This window comes from Brachybacterium sp. J144 (assembly GCF_036321705.1).
In the GTDB taxonomy this organism is placed as follows: Bacteria; Actinomycetota; Actinomycetes; order Actinomycetales; family Dermabacteraceae; genus Brachybacterium.
This window is the reverse complement of record NZ_JAZDCG010000006.1, coordinates 27,831-46,563: the sequence shown is the minus strand read 5'-3', so window position 1 is coordinate 46,563 and position 18,733 is coordinate 27,831. Positions and strand designations below refer to the sequence as shown.

The following is an 18,733-nucleotide window of genomic DNA, read 5'->3' as shown; positions in this document are numbered from 1 at the left end:
CCCGGACCATGCCAGGACCAGGGACGAGGGCCGCGACGAGAGCCGGGACGAGCTCCGGCGAGCTGCACACCGTCCGCGCCCACGAGATGCTGCTCGGGGACCGGCTCGTCGCGGCCGAGCTCGACATCGAGGACGGCCGGATCACCGCGATCCGCCCGCTCCCGGACGAGGCCCCGCGCCTGCCCGGCACCCTCGTCGTCCCCGACGGTCTGCAGGTGCTGCCCGGGAACGTGGACACCCACGTGCACATCAACGAGCCCGGCCGCACCGAATGGGAGGGTTTCGCGACCGCGACTCGCGCCGCCGCGCTCGGCGGGGTCACGACCCTCGTGGACATGCCGCTGAACTCCGTCCCGCCCACGATCGACGTGGCATCGCTGCGTGTGAAGCAGGCCGCCGCCCGCGACGCACTCGCGGTGGACCTCGGGTTCTGGGGCGGGATCGTCCCCGGCAACACCGCCCAGCTGCGCCCGCTGTGGGAGGCGGGCGTGATGGGCTTCAAGTGCTTCCTGCTGCCGTCGGGGGTGGACGAGTTCCCGCCGGTCGACGCCGCCCAGCTGCGCGCGGCGATGCATGAGGTCGCCACCTTCGACGGGCTCGTGATCGTCCACGCCGAGGACGCCTCCACCATCGACGCCGCACCGGCGGTGCCGTCCGCGAGGTACACGGACTTCGTCGCCTCCCGGCCCGAGTCCGCCGAGGTCACTGCGATCGCGGGGCTCATCGAGGCGGTGCGCGAGACCGGGGCCCGCACCCACCTGCTGCACCTCTCCAGCGCCCGCGCCCTGGACCTCATCCAGCAGGCCAAGGCGGAGGGTCTGCCACTCACGGTCGAGACCTGCCCGCACTACCTGTGCTTCGCCGCGGAGGCCGTGCCGGATGCGTCGCCGGAGTACAAGTGCTGCCCGCCGATCCGCGACGCCGGCAACCGCGACGCCCTCTGGCAGGGCCTCGAGGCCGGGCTCATCGACATGATCGTCACCGACCACTCGCCGTCCTCCCCGGCGGAGAAGCACCGTGGCGCCCCCGACCTCCAGCAGGCCTGGGGCGGGATCTCCGGACTCCAGGCCGGTTTCACGGCCGTCGCCGCCGAGGCCCGCACCCGCGGCATCGACATCGCCCAGGTGAGTCGCTGGATGGCGCGGGCGACCGCCGACCTCGTGGGCCTCGCCCACAAGGGCCGCCTCGAGGTGGGCGCCGACGCGGACCTGATCCTCTACGATCCGGCCCGCCCCCAGACCCTGCGCGCGGACCGCTTCGCCCACCGTCACCCGCTCTCCGCCTACGACGGCCTCGCGCTCCAGGGCGCGGTGGTCGATGCGGTGCTGCGCGGGCAGATCCTCGCGGCCGACGAGGACGCGTCCCCGCGCGGCCGGTTCCTCACGGGGCCCGGGGCGACGACGCCCGGCGTGGAGCAGGCGGGAGCGGGCGCATGAGCGACATCCTCGCCTCGCCGCTCCCGGGTGGCCTCGCCGCGGCCTGCACCCGCTGGCTCGAGGCCGGCAAGCCCCTCGCGCTCGCCACCATCGTCGCGACCGAGGGCTCCGCGCCCCGGCCGCTCGGCACCACGATGGTGATCGGGGAGGGCGGGCTGGTGCGCGGCTCCCTCTCCGGCGGCTGCGTCGAGTCCGACCTCATCGAGCAGGGCCTCGAGGTGCTCGCCACCGGCGTGCCCGAGCGCCGCACCTACGGCTACACCGACGCCGCCGCCTGGGAGGTGGGGCTCATGTGCGGCGGCAGCATCGACGTGCTCGTCCAGCCCCTCGCCGCCCCGGACCCCGCCGCCGGACTCGACGCGCTGCTGGACGGTGCACCGGGAGCGCTGCTGTGGAACCTCGACGAGCCGAGCCGACGCCTCGCCCTGCCCGTCCCGCTCGCCGACGACGCGGGGGAGTGGGAGGGCCCGCTCGCGGCACTGCTCGCCGGGGCCGACGGGCCCGGCGCGACCGGCGAGGCCGACGCGACCGGCGGAGCGAGCGAGCCCGTGCTCTTCGTCGACCCCGCGCTCGTGCGCCGCCTCGCCGCACAGCTCGCCGCCCGCACCGCCGCCGGCGAGACCGGCATCGTCTCCCTCCCCACCGGCTGCGGTCTGGCCGCCGAGGGCATCCCGGCCCTGCCCGCACCCGATGCCCCCGAGCTGTTCCTCCTCGTGAGGCGCCCCGCCCCGCGCCTCATCGTCAGCGGCACCACCGACCTCGCCGCGGCCCTGCTCGCCCAGGGCCGCACCCTCGGCTATGACACCACCGTCGTCGACCCGCGCAGCACCTTCCTCACCCGCGAGCGGTTCCCCGCCGCGGACCGGATCGTCGTCGCCCGCCCCGACCGCTACCTCCGCGAGGAGGACGAGGCCGGGCGGCTCGACCACCGCACCGTCATCGCGTGCCTGGGGCATGATCCGAAGATCGACGACCCCCTGGTCGAGACCGCGCTCTCCCTCCCGGTCGCCTACGTCGGCGCGATGGGCTCCCGCCGCACCCACGACGAGCGGATCCGCCGCCTCCTCGAACGGGGCGTGACCATCGCCCAGCTCGAGGCCCTGCACTCGCCGATCGGCATGGACCTCGGCGGCTCCACCCCCGCCGAGTTCGCGCTCTCCGTCATGGCGGAGGTCGTCGCCGAGCGCACCGGTCGCGCGGCCGCCGCCCCGCTCCGCACCACCACCGGACCCCTGCACGGGAGGATCCCCGCATGACCGGCACCCCGCAGACCTCCCGCCCCGCACCCCCGGTCGGAGCCCCCGTGATCGTCGACGGCACCCCCGCCGCGACCCCGCCCCGCCCCGGCCAGTGCCTGCGCACCTACCTGCGCGATCTCGGTCGCCTCGGGGTGAAGAAGGGCTGCGACGGAGGCGACTGCGGCGCCTGCACCGTCCACCTGGACGGCAAGCCCGTGCACAGCTGCGTGGTCCCCGCCGTCCGCGCGGCGGGCGCGAGCGTCACCACGATCAACGGCCTCGCCGCGACCATCGAGCCACCGGCCGCAGAGCCGTGCCCCGCGGACCCGCCCGAGCATCCCGTCCAGTGCGCGTTCCGCACGGCGCAGGGCTTCCAGTGCGGGTTCTGCACCCCCGGCATGATCATGACCGCCGCGGCGCTGACCGATGGGGACCGGGCCGACCTTCCCCGCTCCCTCAAGGGCAACCTCTGCCGCTGCACCGGCTACTCCGCGATCGAGGACGCGATCTCCGGCTGCGCCCACGTCGAGGAGGGGGCGGCCGCGGGTCGCAGCCTCGGCGCCCCCGCCGCCCGCCGCGTCGTCACCGGCACCGAGCCGTACACCCTCGACGTCGACCCCGCGACGCTGCCCGGGCTGCTGCACCTGAAGCTGCTGCGCTCCCCGCACGCCCACGCCCGCATCCGGGCGATCGACACCGCCTCCGCGCTCGCCGTCCCCGGCGTGCACAGCGTTCTCACCCACGAGGACGCCCCGGACGTCCTGTTCTCCACCGGCCAGCACGAGCACCTCGCCGACGACCCCCTGGACACCCGGGTGCTCGACGACACCGTCCGCTTCGTCGGGCAGCGCGTCGCGGCCGTGCTCGCCGACTCCGTCGCGGCGGCCGAGGCCGGGGTGCGCGCCCTGCAGGTCGACTACGAGCTCCTCGAGGCGAACACCGACCCCACCCGGGCCCGCACCGGTCCGGCCCTGCACCGAGAGAAGACCGAGGGCTCCGGCATCGCCGACGCGGCCACGAACCTCGTTGCCGCCCTGCACACCCGGGTCGGGGACCTCGAGGCCGGCCTCGCCCGCGCCGCCGTCGTGATCGACCGCGAGTTCGAGACCCAGCGCGTCCAGCACGTCAGCCTCGAGACCCACGCCTCGATCGCCTCCCTCGACCCCGACGGCACGCTCGTGGTCCGCTCGAGCACCCAGGTCCCCTACCTCGCCCGCCGAACCCTGGCGCGCCTGTTCGACCTGCCCGCCGAGCGGGTCCGCGTGATCGCCCCGCGCGTGGGCGGCGGCTTCGGCGGGAAGCAGGAGGTGTTCACCGAGGACCTGGTGGCGCTCGCGACCCTGCGCACCGGCCGGCCGGTGCAGCTCGAGCACACCCGCACCGAGCAGTTCACCTCCACCTCGGTGCGCCACCCCATGCGGCTGCGGGTCCGGGCCGGGGCCGACGCCGACGGTCGCCTCACCGCGATCCACCTCTCGCTGCTCTCGAACACCGGCGCCTACGGCAACCACGGCCCCGGCACCATGTTCCACGGCACCGGCGAATGCCTGGCCGTCTACAACGCGCCGGCCAAGGCGGTGGACGCCGAGGTCGTCTACACGAACACCGTCCCCTCCGGGGCGTTCCGCGGCTACGGGCTGAGCCAGACCGTCTTCGCGATCGAGTCCGTGATGGACGAGCTCGCCCGTGCCCTGGGCCTGGAGCCCTTCGCGTTCCGCCGCCGGAACGTGATCCGCGAGGGCGACCCCATGATCTCCACGTCGCCGACGCCCACGGCGGACGTCGAGTACGGCTCCTACGGCCTGGACCAGTGCCTGGACCTGGTCGAGGAGGCGCTCGCCGGCCCGGCGGAGGAGGCCGACGGCGGTGCCCGGGGGATCGCGGGGCTCGGCCCCGACTGGGCGATCGGCACCGGCATGGCGCTGTCGATGCTGGACACCGTGCCGCCGCGCGGCCACCACTCCCACAGCCGACTCGCCCTGCGGGGCGACGGGAGGATCGAGGTGCGGACGGGCACGGCCGAGTTCGGCAACGGCACCACCACCGTCCACGTCCAGCTCGCGGCGGCCGCGCTCGGCTGCGCCCCGGAGCGGATACGCATCCTGCAGTCGGATACCGCCCTGGTCGGCCACGACACCGGGGCGTACGGCTCGGCCGGCACCGTCGTCGCCGGCAAGGCGACCTTCCACGCCGCGCAGGCCCTCGGCCGCCGGCTCGCCGAGAGGGCGTCGGCGCTCCGCGGCACGACCACGGACCCGTCGGACTGGGCGGGGGAGGAGTCCGGTCTCCGCCACGGGGTGACCGGGGCCCTCGTCCCCTGGGAGGAGCTCGCCGCGAGCACGACCGGCCCGGACTCCCCGGGGCCGCTCGAGGCGGAGGCCCACTGGGACGGCTCGCCGCGCTCCGTCGCCTTCAACGTCCACGGGGTGCGGGTCGCCGTGCACCGCCGCACCGGCGAGCTGCGGATCCTGCGTAGCATCCAGGCGGCCGATGCCGGCTTCGTGGTCAATCCCCACCAGTGCCGCGGCCAGGTGCAGGGCGGCGCCGCGCAGGCCCTCGGCGCCGCCCTGTACGAGGAGGTGGTGGTCGAGGCGGAGGGGCGGGTGAGCACCGACATCCTGCGCCAGTACCACATCCCCACCTACGCCGACGTCCCCCGCACCGAGGTGCTCTTCGCGACCACGAGCGACCGGCTCGGCCCGCTGGGCGCGAAGTCCATGAGCGAGAGCCCGTACACGCCCGTCGCCCCGGCGCTCACCAACGCCGTCCGCGACGCCGTCGGGGTGAGGATGACGTCCCTGCCCATGAGCCGGGACCGCCTGTACCTCGCGATGAAGGCCGCCGGGGTGACGGGCTGACGGGACCTCAGCCCGCGTGCACCCCGGTGCCCCGCGCGTTGTACAGCGTCGCGGAGCCCGCGGAGACGAGGTCCCGGTAGCCGGCCAGCACCTCGACCGCCTCCTCGCGCAGCACGTCGGTCTCCACCTCGATGCCCCGCTCGCGGAACCGACCGATCCAGTCCTCCGGCATGGGGCCCTCGTCGAAGCCGGTGAGCTCCTCCACCTCGGGTCCGTCCACGGCGATGACCAGGCGCGTCACCCCCGACCACATGGTCGCGCCGTAGCACATGACGCATGGGCGCGCGTTGACCCACAGCTCGAGCGGGGCCGCGCCGGCGGCGCCCAGATCCCAGGCACCCCGCCGCCTCTGCGCGAGGGAGAGCGTCGTGACCTCGGCGTGCATCGAGGACAGCCCCGAGGCGAGCACCCGGTTCACGCCAGCCGCGACGATCTCCCCGCTCGCGCCGTCGCGCACCAGGGCGGCGAAGGGCCCGCCGCCGCCCTCGCGCACGTTCCGCTCCGCGAGCCGGTTCAGCAGCCGCATGAGCACGGTGCGCGTGGCCGGGGAGTCGCCGCTCGGGGCGGCGCCGAGCGCGGCCACCTCCTCCGCGACCCAGTCCGGCATGGTGACGCCGAAGGTCGAACGGGCGGTGGATGCGTGCTGGTCCATGGGCTGCCTCCCGGCGGTCTGATGACGGTGCGGACTCGCACCCTCCGGTCGCCGTCAGGCTAGGGGCGGGACGTGTCGACCATGTTTCCGCGGGTGCCGTCGTGCGGGGGTCCGGGTGCCTGTGGACCCGGGTTTACGCCGTCGAAACAGGAGCGCACCGCTGGCGAAACAGTCGTTCCATAGCGTGGCCGTCACCGGAAGACCTGGTGCGGTGACCGACCTCGGAGCACCGTGTGCGGCTCGCCGGACCGTCCTCCCAGAAAGGGGCTCCCGTGTCCTGTCTCCGACCCGCCCCCGCCGGCCCGAGCCGGCTCCGTCCCTCCCGTCGCCTGCTGCTGGGCGGGGCGCTCGCCGCCCCGGGCCTCGCTCTGACCGCGTGCTCCGCGGCCGACGGGTCGGGCGCCGACGCCGGGAGCCTCGGCGGGCTCGAGGTGAACCAGAACTGGATCCGCACCACCGAGTTCGCCGGCGAGTACTTCGCCGACTCCCGCGGCTACTACGCGGAGGCCGGCTTCGACGAGGTGACCCTCATCCCCGGCGGGCCCAGCGGCACCTCCTCCGAGGCGATGGTCCTCTCCGACTCCGCGCTCGTCGGTATGACCCCCCCGCTCGCCGCCGGATCGATGGTCGCGGGGGAGGAGGCGCCGCTCGTGCTGCTCGGGGCGAAGTTCCAGCGCAACCCCTTCACCATCTGCTCCACCTCCGCCTCCCCGATCACCACCCCCGCCGATCTCGTCGGCCGGCGGATCGGCGTCGCCACCGGCACCAACGAGGTGCTCTTCGACGCGCTCCTGGAGGTCAACGGGATCGACCCCGCCGACGTCGAGCGGGTGACCGTCCAGTTCGATCCGCAGCCGCTGATCAACGGGGAGGTCGACGGGCAGATCTGCACCCTCACCAACGAGGCGATCACCGTCGCCCTCGCGGGCCTGGAGGTCGTGAACCTGCCGCTCGCCGAGAACGGCCTGCCCTTCGTCTCCGGCGCCTTCGTCACGACCGCGGCGAACGTCCAGGAGCGGCGGGAGGAGCTCAAGGCCTTCCTGCTCGGCACGATCCGCGGCTGGCAGGACGCCCTCGCCGACCCGGCGGAGTCCGCCCGGCTCGCCTATGAGGAGTACGGCGCGGACCTCGGCCTGGATCCCGAGAAGGAGCAGCGCCAGGCCGAGGCCCAGAACCAGCTCGTCGTCAGCGAGGAGACCGCGGCGAACGGGCTGTTCACGATCTCCGAGGAGCTCGCCGCGACGAACGTCGAGCTGCTGGCGCTCGCCGGCCACGTGGTCGACCAGGGCTCCTTCTTCGACCCGACCCTGCTGCAGGAGGTTTACGAGGAGAACCCCGACCTCCTCGCCTCCTGACCCGTCCCCGATCCGAAGGGCACACCCATGACCGCGCAGCACGATCCCCGGCCCCGCGCCGAGATGCCCGAGGCCGGCGCCACCGGCATCGACCTCCGGGGCCTGAGCAAGACCTTCACCTCGGGCCGCCGCCCCGTGACCGCCTTCCAGGACACGCAGCTCGCCACCGACCGCGGCTCCTTCCTCTCGCTGCTCGGGCCCTCCGGATGCGGCAAGTCCACGATCCTGCGGATCCTCGCCGGACTCGAGGCGCCGACGACCGGCACCGCGCTCGTGGACGGGATGAGCCCCGAGCAGCTGCGCGCCAGCTCCCGTCTCGGGATCGCCTTCCAGGACTCCGCCCTGCTGCCCTGGCGCACCGTGCGCGGCAACATCCGTCTCGCCCTCGAGGTCGCCGGGAAGCTCGAGAACGAGCCCTACATCGACGACCTCCTGGACCTCGTGGGGCTGCGCGCCTTCGAGAACGCGAAGCCGGGCCAGCTCTCCGGCGGCATGCGCCAGCGCGTCTCGATCGCCCGCGCCCTCGTCGTCAAGCCGGAGGTGCTGCTGCTCGACGAGCCCTTCGGCGCGCTCGACGACATGACCCGTCAGCGCCTGAACCTCGAGCTGCTCCGCATCTGGACCGAGAAGCCCGCGACGACCCTGATGGTCACCCACGGCATCTCCGAGGCCGTGTTCCTCTCCGACCAGGTCGCCGTGATGAGCGCGCGGCCCGGCCGGATCGTCGAGGTGTTCGACGTGGACCTGCCGCGTCCCCGCACCCCGGAGATGATGCGCACGCCCGAGTTCCACGCCCTGTGCGACCACGCCTCCGAGGTGCTGTTCGGCGCCCCGGCCGGCGCCGCCGCGCTGTCCGAGAGCGCGTGAGCCCGCCGACACGGGAGAAGGAGGACCATGCCATGACCGCTGCCACCCCCACCACCGCCGTCGCGGACGACATCCCCGCCGCCCCCTCCCTGCCCGCCCGTCGGCCGCTGCCCCGCTGGGCGATCGGCGTGCTCGGCACCCTCGCCGTGATCGCCGGGTGGTGGATCCTCGCCGGCACGGTGCTCTCCGGGGTCGGGGCCGCCGAGGGCGGAGCGATCCCCACTCCCGGTGCGATCCTCGCCCAGTTCGCGGTCGATGGCTGGTCCTACTACGCCCGCAACGCCTCCGTCACCCTCGCCGAGGCGGGCCTCGGGTATCTCGCCGGGAACGCCCTCGCCCTGCTGCTCGCCGCCGTGGTGATGCTCGTGCCTGCGCTCGAACGGATCATCACCCAGCTCGGCGTCATCAGCTACTGCCTGCCTCTCGTCGCGATCGGCCCGATCATCTTCATCGTCCTCGGGCCGCCCGCCTCCGGCGCTCCCTCCGGGACCGCCGTCGTCCTTGCCGCGCTGTCGGTCTTCTTCACGACCCTGGTCGGCTCGATCCTGGGGCTGCGCAGCGCCGACCGGGCCGCTCTGGACGTCATCACCGTCTACGGCGGCACCCGCCTCACGCAGCTCCGCACCGTCCAGGTCATCTCCGCTCTGCCCAGCGTCCTGAGCTCCCTGAAGATCGCGGCGCCGGGCGCGCTGCTCGGTGCGGTGCTCGGCGAGTACGTGGGCGGCGTGGACCGGGGGCTCGGCCCCGCCATGGTCAACGCCCAGCAGTCCCTGGAGATCGAGCGGGTGTGGGGCGTCGCGATCGTGTGCGGTCTGCTCGCGGGCGGTGCCTTCGCGGTGCTCGCGCTCATCGCCCGTGTCGCGACTCCCTGGTCCGCCGGCACCGAAGGAGGCAGGTCCTGATGGTCCACGCCCTGAAGAACTTCTCCCGTTCCGCGCTCGGGGTGCTGATCTCCCTCGCCGTGGTCCTCGCGATCTGGGCCGGAGGCCTGCGCATCCTGGACGTTTCCAGCTTCATCGGCAAGGGCCCGCTGGACGTGCTCGGCCATCTCGCGCTGGACGAGGACGCCGTCGCGCACCGCGCCGCGGTGCTCGACAACCTCACGATCACCCTCGGCGACGCGGCGATCGGCTTCGTCGCCGGTCTGGCGCTGGCCCTGGTCGTCGCGGCCGCGTTCACCCTCGTCCGCGGTGTGGAGGACGCGCTGCTGCCGCTGGCCATGCTGCTGCGCTCGGTGCCGCTCGTGGCCATGGCCCCGATCCTCATCCTCGTCTTCGGCCGGGGCACCGGGACCGTCGCCGCTATGGGCGGGGTGGTGGTGCTGTTCCCGGCGCTCGTGACCATCGTGCTCGGGCTCCGCTCCGCCTCCCCGGCCATGGTCGACGTGGTCAGCGTGTTCGGCGGCAGCAAGCTCACCGCCTTCACCAAGGTGGCCCTGCCCGCCTCGCTGCCCGCTTTCTTCACGGCGCTGCGCATCTCGATCCCGGGTGCCCTGACCGGGGCGCTGCTCGCGGAGTGGCTCGCCACCGGCCAGGGCATCGGCTACCAGATCGTCTCGGACGTCTCCCGCGCCCGGTACGACTCGGTGTGGGCGTCGGTGGTGGTCGTGACCGCGGCGTCCCTGGTCCTCTACGGACTGGTCGCAGTCCTCGAGCGCCTGGTGCTGCGGCGCATGGGCACGGCGGTCTGAGCCGGTGGACCTCTCCACCGTCGAGGCGGTCCGCGCCACCGCCGACCCGGACGAGTTCCGCGAGGGCGACGCCTGGCTCGCCGGAGGCACCGTCCTGTTCTCCTACGGCAGCGACCGCCTGCGCCGCCTGCTCGACCTCCGCAGTGCCGGCTGGGAGCCGTGGACGGTGCGCGAGGACGGCCTGGAGATCGCCGCGACCTGCACCATCGCCGAGCTCTACGCCCTCCCCGGCACGGAGGCGCCCTACCGGATCCTCCGCCCGGGCGTCACCGAGCAGCGGCGGGCCATCGGACTTCCGAGCGTCGAGGAATGGCCCGCGACCGCGCTGATCCGTCCCTGCTGCGACGCCTTCGTCGCCTCCTTCAAGATCTGGAACACCTCGACCGTCGGCGGGAACGTGGCGACCGCCCTGCCCGCCGGGCCCATGATCTCGCTGCTCGCGGGGCTCGACGCCGAGGCGACGATCTGGGGCCCGGGCGGGGCACGTCGGCGGGTGTCCGTGGCCCGGCTCGTGCTCGGCGAGCGGCGCACGGGCCTCGCCCCCGAGGAGCTGATCCGCTCCTTCCACATCCCGCGGGCCGCGCTCGAGTCCCGGGCGGCGTTCCGACGGCTGTCCCTGTCGAACCTCGGCCGCTCCGGGGTCCTGCTGATCGGACGCGACCTCGGCGACGGGCGGATGCGTCTCACCGTCACCGCGGCGACGGTGCGTCCCGTGCAGCTGGACCTCCCGCTCGGAGTGGCGGAGTCCGAGGTCGCCCGGCGCGTCGAGGGGGCCCTGCCGTGGAGCCTCGTCCACGACGACATCCACGGCCTGCCTGAGTGGCGGCGCGACATGTCCGTGCTGCTCGCGCAGGAGATCCACGCGGAGCTCGGCGCCGCACCGGAGCCGGCGCACCCTGCCCTCCATCCGCTCGAGGCGCCGGGCGGGCACCTGCGCTGACCGGGGGCCTCGCCTCACTCCGCCGGCAGCGCCTCTCGGGTGCGGCGCCCGGGCGCGCACAGCCGCTGCACAGCCCCGTCCTGCGGCAGGCATATCCGCCGTCCCTACCGTCGGGGAAATGACCGCATCGCACAACCCTGTCCCGACCGCTCCGACCTCCCGCGCCCCGTGGCCTGACCTGCTCCGCCGGCCCTCGCGGCGCGGGGTGCTCGCCCTCGGCGGGCTGGGGGCGGTGCTGGGCGTCGCGGCCTGCACCTGGTCCGGCGCCGCGGACGGGGAAGGGGTCGACGGCACCGTCGTCACCGGCGCCGTCGAGGGCGACTTCTGGGACACCTCGAGCGTGCACACCCTGGCCGTCTCCGTGGACCAGGGCGCCTATGACGCGATGATCCAGACCTATCAGGACTCCGAGGAGAAGGAGTGGATCGAGGCCGACGTCGCGATCGACGGGAACGTCTTCGAGCGCGCTGGCCTCAAGCTCAAGGGCAACTCGAGCCTGCGCGGCCTCGCGAGCGGCGGCACGGCCGCGGGCGGGGGAGCCTCTGACGGCGGGGCCGCGTCCGACGGCGGGGGTGACGCCGCCGGGGGAGCGTCGGACGGCGCTGACGCCGACGCCACACCTGCCGCCTCGGACGGCGGCGGCGAGATGCAGACAGGCGGCGGCAGGATGGGTGGCATGGACGATGAGGGCGACGGGAGCCTGTCGGCCGACGAGCCGGAGGGTCTGCCCTGGGTGATCCGCCTGGACAAGTACGTGGACGGCCAGAGCTACGCGGGCCGCACCTACTTCGCCGTGCGCGGCAACAACACCCCCTCCTCCCTCAACGAGGCGATGGCGCTCGAGGTGCTCGCCGCCGCGGGCGTCCCCGCCGAGCAGTACAGCTATACCCGCTTCAGCGTGAACGACTCCGAGGAGCGGCTGCGCCTCGTGCTGGACCTGCCCGACGACGACCTGTGGAACGAGGGCCGGTACGACGGGGTCGGCGCGACCCTCAAGGCGCAGGCCGGCGGCGATTACTCCTACCGCGGCGAGACGGAGGCGGACTACGTCGACGTGTTCGACACGGAATGGGTGGGGGACGACCTCACCACGGAGCAGAGCTTCGCCGCGCTCGGCGAGTTCCTGCAGTTCCTCGAGGAGTCCGAGGACGACGAGTTCGCCTCCACGCTCATGGACCGCTTCGACGTGGACGGCTTCGCCGCCTATCTCGCCGCCCAGGAGATGGTCGCCAACACCGACGACATCGACGGACCCGGCAACAACTCCTACCTCCACTACGACTCCGACGCGGCGACCTGGGCCGTCGTGGCCTGGGACCACAACCTCGCCTTCGGCGGCATGGGCGGTGGCCGCGGGGGTTTCGCGGCCGACGGCGCGGCGAGCGACGGGGGAGGGGAGGCCGCCGCGGGTGCCGGCGGCGGGATGCCCGGCGGAGCCCTCCCCGAGGATGGCGAGCTGCCCGAGGGGTTCGAGCCCCCGGCCGACGGGGAGATGCCCGAGGGGGCGCTGTCCGACGGCGCCGGTGCCGGCGGCCGGGGCGGGGGGATGGGTGGAGGGATGGGCGGGAACGTCCTGTCCGAGCGCTTCCTCGCCGACTCGACCTTCGCCGCGCTCTACGAGTCCGCGCTCGCCGACCTCACCGAGTCCGTCTACACCTCCGGGCAGGCGGCCGCCCGCCTCCAGGAGCTGGTCGAGCTGCTCACCGCCGACGCCTCCGATTTCGTCAGCGCCGAGGACCTCGAGGCCGACGCCGCGACCATCACCGCCGTGCTCGAGGGCTGACCGCGCCGGGCGGGGCCGAGCCGACCGCGCTCAGCGCCGCAAGTGCTCACGCCCCGTCCCCGTCCCGGCCGCCGCTGCTGGAACTCCGCGCCCTGCGTGACCTGACGGGCTGTGGGGCGTTGAGGTCACGCCTGACGCGGTGTTTCAGCAGGTGGAGACGGGCGGGTAGCCCTGGGTCACCCCGCGGTGAGGATCTCCGTGACGGCGGCGAGGAGCTCCGGGGAGGGCCGGTCGTAGTCGCGGGTGATCGGGGCATGGCCTGTCGGCGCCGACCCGATCGCGCTCAGCTCCGCGAGCGCCCCCGCGCCCTCCCGCTGCACGGCCGCGAGGACCCGCTCCTTGAGCGCGAACCCGACCTGGGCGGCATGGAGGAGATCCTCGATCTGCGCCGTCCGGTCTGGTCCGCCGATCGTGGTGAAGCCCGCAGAGCGCAGCTCGATCTCCGCTCCCGCAGCAGGCGAGCCGAGGTCGAGGAGCGCGGCGGCGCCGTCGCGGCGCACCGACACCCCCGCCGCATCCCCGGAGAGATCCGCGAAGGCGTCGGTGTCGGCCCCGAGAACGCGCAGCACGAGACGCCGGCCGCCCAGCGCTCCGCCGCCGTCGCGGAGGCGGAGCACCCCGGCGGCGACGTCGACCTCCATCGGCAGGCTGGTCCAGATCCCCTCCTCCGGCTCCTCCCAGAGGGTGAAGGCGCCGTCCGCCCCCACCGCCACCAGGATCTCCAGATCTGGACGGGTGGAGTCCGACCAGGGGTCCTCCGTCTCCGCGGCCAGGGGCAGGAAGCCTCCGGCGCGCAGCAGCACGGGGATCGAGGAGAGATCGCGATGCATCCGCACCGTGCGATCGCCCCGGTAGCTGAGGCCGGTCGTGATGTCGGTCCAGCGGCCTGCGGGAAGGCGCACGTCCACACCCGCCCGGCCGGTGTCCGGCGCGGACGGGCAGGTGATCGGCGCGACCAGCAGCTCCGAGCCGAAGGAGTACTGGTCCAGCCGCTCGTACGCCTCCGGGGAGGGGTCCGTGAAGTAGCTCGGCTCTACGAGGGAGCGGCCCTCGAGATGCGCCCGACGGTTCATCGCATGCAGGTACGGCACGAGCCGGTGCCGCATGCGCAGATGCGCGGTCATGCTCGCCTCCGCCGCGGCGCCGAAGCGCCAGGGCTCCTTCCCCGCGAACGGGGAGTTGCTCGAGTGGAGGCGCGTGATCGGGGAGAACACCCCGAACTGGACCCAGCGGGCGGCGAGCTCGTCGTCGCGGTAGCCCTCCATGTGCCCGCCGATGTCATGGCTCCACCAGCCGTAGCCGATGTTCGCCCCGGCCGCCGTGAAGCGCGGCTGGAACGCGAGGGTCTCCCAGGTCGTCACCGAGTCCCCGGAGAATCCGACCGGGTAGCGATGCGAGCCGGGGCCGGCATATCGGGAGAAGGTCAGCGGTCGCCGCCCGTCCCGCCGGTTGTCCTCGAAGTGCCCATGGTTCAGGACCCACAGCGGATCCAGCCCCGCCCGGCGCGAATACGGGCCGGACTGCCAGTCGATCCACCAGAAGTCCGTGCCGAGCGCCTCGAGGCCGCGATGCAGCACCTCGAAGTAGGCGTCCATGAAGGCGGGGTCCGCGGCGTCGAAGAGGATCGGCTCGCCGTCGGCCTCACGCCCCAGCGCTGCGCACATCGCCGGATATGCCTCCTCGAAGGCGCGCACACCGTCGGCTGGATGGACGTTCAGCGTGACCGCGAGTCCGCGATCGTGCAGAGCCCGCTGGAACCGGGCCGGATCCGGGAACAGCTCCCGGTTCCAGGTGTAGCCGGTCCAGCCCGATCCGTACCGCGGATCCACGTCGGTGAGGTGCCAGTCCATGTCGATCACGGCGACCGACAGGGGGATCCGCTCATCCCGGAAGCGATCCATCAGGGCGAGATACGAGTCCTCGTCATAGCGGTGGAAGCGGCTCCACCAGGTACCGAGCGCGAAGCGCGGCAGGAGGGGCTGCGGTCCGCTCAGCGCGTGGAGGTCCGCGACGGCGCCGATGTGGTCGTGCCCGGCGGTGAAGACGTAGAGGTCCAGCGCCTCGGGCTCTGCGTCGCGGGGGACGAGGTGGCCGTCGGCGTCGAAGACCATCGAGCGGGAGTCGTCGATCACCGCGTAGCCGTGCCGGGAGTTCACGCCCGGCTCGAGGGGGATCGGACCGTCGGCCTCGTCGAGGGTCCGGGCGGCCCCGCCGAGGTTCCCGTCGAGCACGCGCACGCTCTCGCCGCGGCGTCGGCCCTCGTGATGCGCCGGCAGGGAGAGATCCTGGCCGTAGCGCCACACCGAGTGATACGCGGAGACCGCGCCGGTGACCTGGACCTGTAGGCCGTTCGTGCTGAACGGGCCCTCGTCGTACTCGAGCCGGTAGTGGTCCGAGACGACCACGAGGCGGCCGTCCTCCCGCGTGGCCCGGACGGGCTGCGAGGGCAGGTCCCGGCGGATCGCGAAGGTCGAGGGGCGGTCCTCGAAGCGACCTGTCGGGGACCATTCGAGGCGGACCACCCGCGGGGCCACCGGCGAGATGCGATAGGTGTCGCCGCGGATCGTGCCGTCCGCGGAGAGGAGGGAATCGGACATCGGTGGGGTCACCCCTTGACGGCTGCGCTCGCCGCACCGGCGATGAAGCGCTTCTGGAAGATCAGGTAGACAGCGAGGACCGGGACGATCGACAGCGTGGTCGCCGCGAACAGCCCGCCGTAGTCCGTCGAGTAGCGGCCGCTGAAGGTGGTGAGGCCGACGGCGAGCACCTGGAGGGAGTCGTCGTCGATCATCAGATAGGGCCACAGGTAGTCCTCCCACACCCAGAGGAACTGGAAGATCGCGAGCGCGCTGATCGAGTTGGTGCTCATCGGCAGCACGATCCGGTGGAAGATGTACAGCTCCGAGGCGCCGTCCATGCGGGCGGCCTCGAGGATCTCGTCGGGGATCGAGTCCATCGACTGCTTCATCATGAAGATGCCGAAGCCGCTGAACACCGCGGGGATGATGAGGGCGGCCCAGGTCCCCTTGAGGCCGACGTCGGCGAACATCGTGTAGCGCGGGATGATCGTCACCGCCCACGGGATCATCATCGTCGCGAGGATGAAGCCGAACAGCAGGCCCCGCCCGCGGAAGACGTACTTCCCGAGCACGTAGCCGGCGAGCACGCTGGTGTAGATCGAGATGGCCGTGATGGTGACGGCGAGGATCACCGAGTTCGAGAACAGCCGCAGGAAGTCGAAGTTCTCCTGGATGGTCAGGAAGTTCTCGAGGGTCCACTCGCGCGGCAGCAGCGACTGGTCCAGCGCACGGATCTCGCTGTTGGGCTTGAAGGCGCTCAGCAGCATCCAGACGAACGGGAACACGGTGATCACGCCGATGATCAGCAGCCCGGCGTGCAGCAGGAGCGAGGGCAGGCGTCGCATGTCAGGCCTCCGTCCGGACGGTGCGGGAGGAGCCGGGGCGGCGGATCCGCATCCCGGTCGCCGCGAAGGAGAGCAGGGTCAGCACGGCCGTCACCACGAACAGGGCGAAGGCGACCGCGGAGGCGTAGCCGAAGTTGTACTTCACGAACGCCTCGTCGTAGATCAGGTACGAGAGCAGGAACGTGGAGGAGCCGGGCCCGCCCTTGGTCAGCACGAGCACCTGGATGAACGCCTGCAGGTACGAGATCAGCGAGGTGATGACGACGAAGATCGTCATCGGCCGCAGCAGCGGGAAGGTGATGCGGCGGAAGCGCTGCCAGGCGTTCGCGCCGTCCATCTGCGCCGCCTCCATGACGTCCTCGGGGAGCGAGTACAGCCCGGCGAGGAAGAGGATCACGGCGTAGCCGAAGTCCTTCCAGATCGTCATCAGCATGATCGCGGGGAGGGCGAAGGAGGTGTCGAACAGCCAGTTGACGTCCAGCCCGAAGATCGTGTTGATCGCGCCGACCTGCGGGTCGTACATCATCTTCCACACGTAGGCGACGGCGACCAGCGGCGTCACCGTCGGCATGTAGAACAGGGCCCGGAAGAAGGTCTTGAAGCGCGTGGCCCGCGAGAAGATCGCGAGGGCGAGGGCCAGGCCGATGACCACGCGGGCCACGATCACGACCACGCCGAAGGCGGTGGTGTTGGTGATCGACTGCAGCAGGCGCGGGTCCTGGACCATGCGCACGTAGTTGTCGAGGCCGACGGGGTCGTAGACCCCGCTGAGCGGGTTCCAGTTGTGGAAGCTGCCGGCGAAGGCGATCCCGACGGGGATCACCAGCAGCAGGAGGTTGAACGCGATGAGCGCGAGGACCACGGTGTTGCGGATCGAGGCCTCGCCCTTGTAGACGATCCTCCTCCGGCGCCGGGTGCGCGGGGCGGGGGCGGTGGTGGTGTGCATGGCTCCTCCGCGGGGCCCGGCAGCTGTGCCGGGCCCCGCGTCCGATCAGTTCGAGGGCTGGTAGAAGGCGTACTTGTCCTCGACGGCGGTGAAGTCGAGGGACGCCAGATCGGTCTCGATCGTGGCCTGGGCGGTCGCGATCGCCTCGGCCGGGTCGACTCCGTTGTAGAGGACGTCCTCCCAGAGGGTGGTCGAGCTGGTCTCGAAGGTCGCGGGCATCGGGCCGGGCCAGATGTAGCGCTCGAGGCCGTCCGCGAGGGAGGACAGCTGCGGGTCCGCCATGACGTCCGCGTCCTCGGCGAGGGGGCCGTACATCGGGAACACGTGGTAGTTCAGGCACAGTTCCTTGAGGTTCTCCTGGCTGGTCAGGAAGAAGGCGAGGAAGTCCTGGGCGACGGCCTTGGCGGCGTCGTCGGCGCCCGCGTTGATGCCGATGGTGGACTCGCCGTTGTAGCGGTCCAGCGCGTACGGCTCGGCGGAGGCATCCGGGACCGGGGTCGGGAACGTCGCGTACTTCAGATCCGGGAAGTCCGCGGCGAGGGTGCCGCCGAGGTGGGTCCAGGAGTAGACCATCGCGGACTGGCCTTGGCCGAAGGAGTCGCCGGCCGCCGTGCCGAAGTCCTTGGAGCCGACGCGGTCGGTGTCGTAGAGGCTCTGGAAACGGGCGACGACCTCGGCCAGCGCCGCGGTGTCGAAGGTCGGGGTGACCTGGTCCTCGGCGAAGAGGTTCTGGCCCAGCTGGTACGGCATGCCCGGCGTGAACGCGCTGAACTGGCCGTTGAAGTTGAAGCCGGCCTGGGTGAAGGAGTCGCCCTCGGCGATGGTGAGCTTCTTCGCGACCTCGCGCAGCTCGTCCCAGGTGGCGGGGATGTCCGCGTCGGTGAGGCCCGCGGCCGCCCACATGTCGGTGTTGTAGTAGATGACCCCGGACATGAGCCCGTAATCGACGTAGTACACCTTGCCGTCGATCTCGTGAGCGTCGACCGCCTGGTAGTCCGCCTTGAGGGCGTCGAGGTCGACGCCGTAGGGCTCGAGATAGGGCAGCAGGTTCGCGTGGTAGCTGTTGTGGATGTTGAAGATCGCGGGTTTGCCGCTGTCCTTCAGCGCGAGGGGCAGCTTGGTCCAGTAGTCCTCCCACGGCTGCTTGACGATCGTGATCTCCACGTTGGTGTGGATCGCGGAGTACGCATCGGCGAACTTCCCGAAGATGTCGTCGCCGTCCCACAGCCACCACTCGAGCGAGATCGGCTCGCCGTCGTTGACGAGGTGATTCGGGTCGTAGGTGAGGGTCCGGCCCTGGACGGGATGGCCGCTGGGGGCGGCCTCGAGCTTCTCGGGGCCGCTCGAGGAGCAGGCCGAGAGGCCTGCGGCGCCGACGAGGCCGAGGGCCGCGGTCGACAGGAGGGAGCGTCGGCTGAACATGGTCCACCATCCTTGCTAGGTGTTCAGTGCGGGGGCATGCGGAAAACAGGTTCTGCGCCTGGCCTGCGACAATGGTTAGGTTTAGCGCTAAACTCCGGATAGAGTAGCGCAGGTGACCGGGG

At 72.5% G+C, this 18,733-nt stretch carries 14 protein-coding genes; 9 read left to right on the top strand and 5 right to left on the bottom strand.

Translation table 11 applies throughout. The features are described 5' to 3' along the window. Positions 1 to 8: 8 nt before the first annotated feature. The 3 genes from allB to V1260_RS04085 are packed head-to-tail and all read left to right on the top strand — an operon-like array spanning position 9 to position 5,532. The gene (gene allB, locus V1260_RS04095) at positions 9 to 1,436 is read left to right on the top strand and encodes an allantoinase AllB (RefSeq protein WP_329745521.1); all 1,428 of its coding nucleotides are present in this window, start codon (positions 9 to 11) and stop codon (positions 1,434 to 1,436) included. Continuing rightward, positions 1,433 to 2,692: an XdhC family protein gene (locus tag V1260_RS04090; RefSeq protein ID WP_329745520.1), complete on the top strand. Its 1,260-nt coding sequence runs from the start codon at positions 1,433 to 1,435 to the stop codon at positions 2,690 to 2,692. The genes allB and V1260_RS04090 overlap by 4 nt, the downstream gene beginning before the upstream one ends. Beyond that, entirely contained in the window at positions 2,689 to 5,532 is a 2,844-nt protein-coding gene (locus V1260_RS04085; RefSeq protein ID WP_329745519.1) for a molybdopterin-dependent oxidoreductase, read from the top strand. Before V1260_RS04090 ends, V1260_RS04085 begins: the two co-directional genes overlap by 4 nt. Positions 5,533 to 5,539: 7 nt before the next feature. On the opposite strand, the gene V1260_RS04080 is transcribed toward V1260_RS04085, so the two are convergent. Continuing rightward, positions 5,540 to 6,184: a nucleoside deaminase gene (locus tag V1260_RS04080; protein ID WP_329745518.1), complete on the bottom strand. Its 645-nt coding sequence runs from the start codon at positions 6,182 to 6,184 to the stop codon at positions 5,540 to 5,542. Positions 6,185 to 6,456: 272 nt separating this feature from the next. Here V1260_RS04080 and V1260_RS04075 point away from each other — a divergent pair, with 272 nt between their 5' ends. The 6 genes from V1260_RS04075 to V1260_RS04050 all read left to right on the top strand — a co-directional run bounded on the left by V1260_RS04075 (position 6,457) and on the right by V1260_RS04050 (position 12,819). Continuing rightward, a complete protein-coding gene (locus V1260_RS04075) occupies positions 6,457 to 7,539 on the top strand; it encodes an ABC transporter substrate-binding protein (RefSeq protein ID WP_329745517.1) in 1,083 nt (360 codons plus the stop codon). Positions 7,540 to 7,566: 27 nt separating this feature from the next. After that, entirely contained in the window at positions 7,567 to 8,406 is an 840-nt protein-coding gene (locus V1260_RS04070) for an ABC transporter ATP-binding protein (protein ID WP_329745516.1), read from the top strand. Positions 8,407 to 8,438: 32 nt separating this feature from the next. Beyond that, positions 8,439 to 9,308, top strand: coding sequence for an ABC transporter permease (locus V1260_RS04065; RefSeq protein WP_329745515.1), 870 nt, complete (start codon positions 8,439 to 8,441; stop codon positions 9,306 to 9,308). Beyond that, positions 9,308 to 10,096, top strand: coding sequence for an ABC transporter permease (locus tag V1260_RS04060; protein WP_329745514.1), 789 nt, complete (start codon positions 9,308 to 9,310; stop codon positions 10,094 to 10,096). The genes V1260_RS04065 and V1260_RS04060 overlap by 1 nt, the downstream gene beginning before the upstream one ends. A gap of 4 nt (positions 10,097 to 10,100) precedes the next feature. Continuing rightward, positions 10,101 to 11,036 carry an FAD binding domain-containing protein gene (locus V1260_RS04055; RefSeq protein WP_329745512.1) on the top strand — a complete coding sequence of 312 codons (936 nt, stop codon included), beginning with the start codon at positions 10,101 to 10,103 and terminating at the stop codon, positions 11,034 to 11,036. A gap of 118 nt (positions 11,037 to 11,154) precedes the next feature. Continuing rightward, complete coding sequence (locus tag V1260_RS04050) at positions 11,155 to 12,819, top strand: CotH kinase family protein (RefSeq protein WP_329745511.1); 1,665 nt, start codon at positions 11,155 to 11,157, stop codon at positions 12,817 to 12,819. Between the two features lie 176 nt (positions 12,820 to 12,995). Here the strand turns inward: V1260_RS04050 and V1260_RS04045 are convergent, their stop codons facing one another. Genes V1260_RS04045 through V1260_RS04030 form a run of 4 tightly spaced genes read right to left on the bottom strand, consistent with a single transcriptional unit; the run spans position 12,996 to position 18,611 of the window. Then, positions 12,996 to 15,416 carry a TIM-barrel domain-containing protein gene (locus V1260_RS04045; protein WP_329745510.1) on the bottom strand — a complete coding sequence of 807 codons (2,421 nt, stop codon included), beginning with the start codon at positions 15,414 to 15,416 and terminating at the stop codon, positions 12,996 to 12,998. An 8-nt stretch (positions 15,417 to 15,424) separates the two neighbouring features. Beyond that, positions 15,425 to 16,243: a carbohydrate ABC transporter permease gene (locus tag V1260_RS04040; protein ID WP_329745509.1), complete on the bottom strand. Its 819-nt coding sequence runs from the start codon at positions 16,241 to 16,243 to the stop codon at positions 15,425 to 15,427. Position 16,244: 1 nt separating this feature from the next. Beyond that, a complete protein-coding gene (locus V1260_RS04035; protein ID WP_329745508.1) occupies positions 16,245 to 17,189 on the bottom strand; it encodes a carbohydrate ABC transporter permease in 945 nt (314 codons plus the stop codon). A gap of 45 nt (positions 17,190 to 17,234) precedes the next feature. Further along, positions 17,235 to 18,611 (bottom strand): ABC transporter substrate-binding protein, encoded by a 1,377-nt coding sequence (locus V1260_RS04030; RefSeq protein ID WP_329745507.1) that lies wholly within the window; start codon positions 18,609 to 18,611, stop codon positions 17,235 to 17,237. Between the last annotated feature and the right edge of the window lie 122 nt (positions 18,612 to 18,733).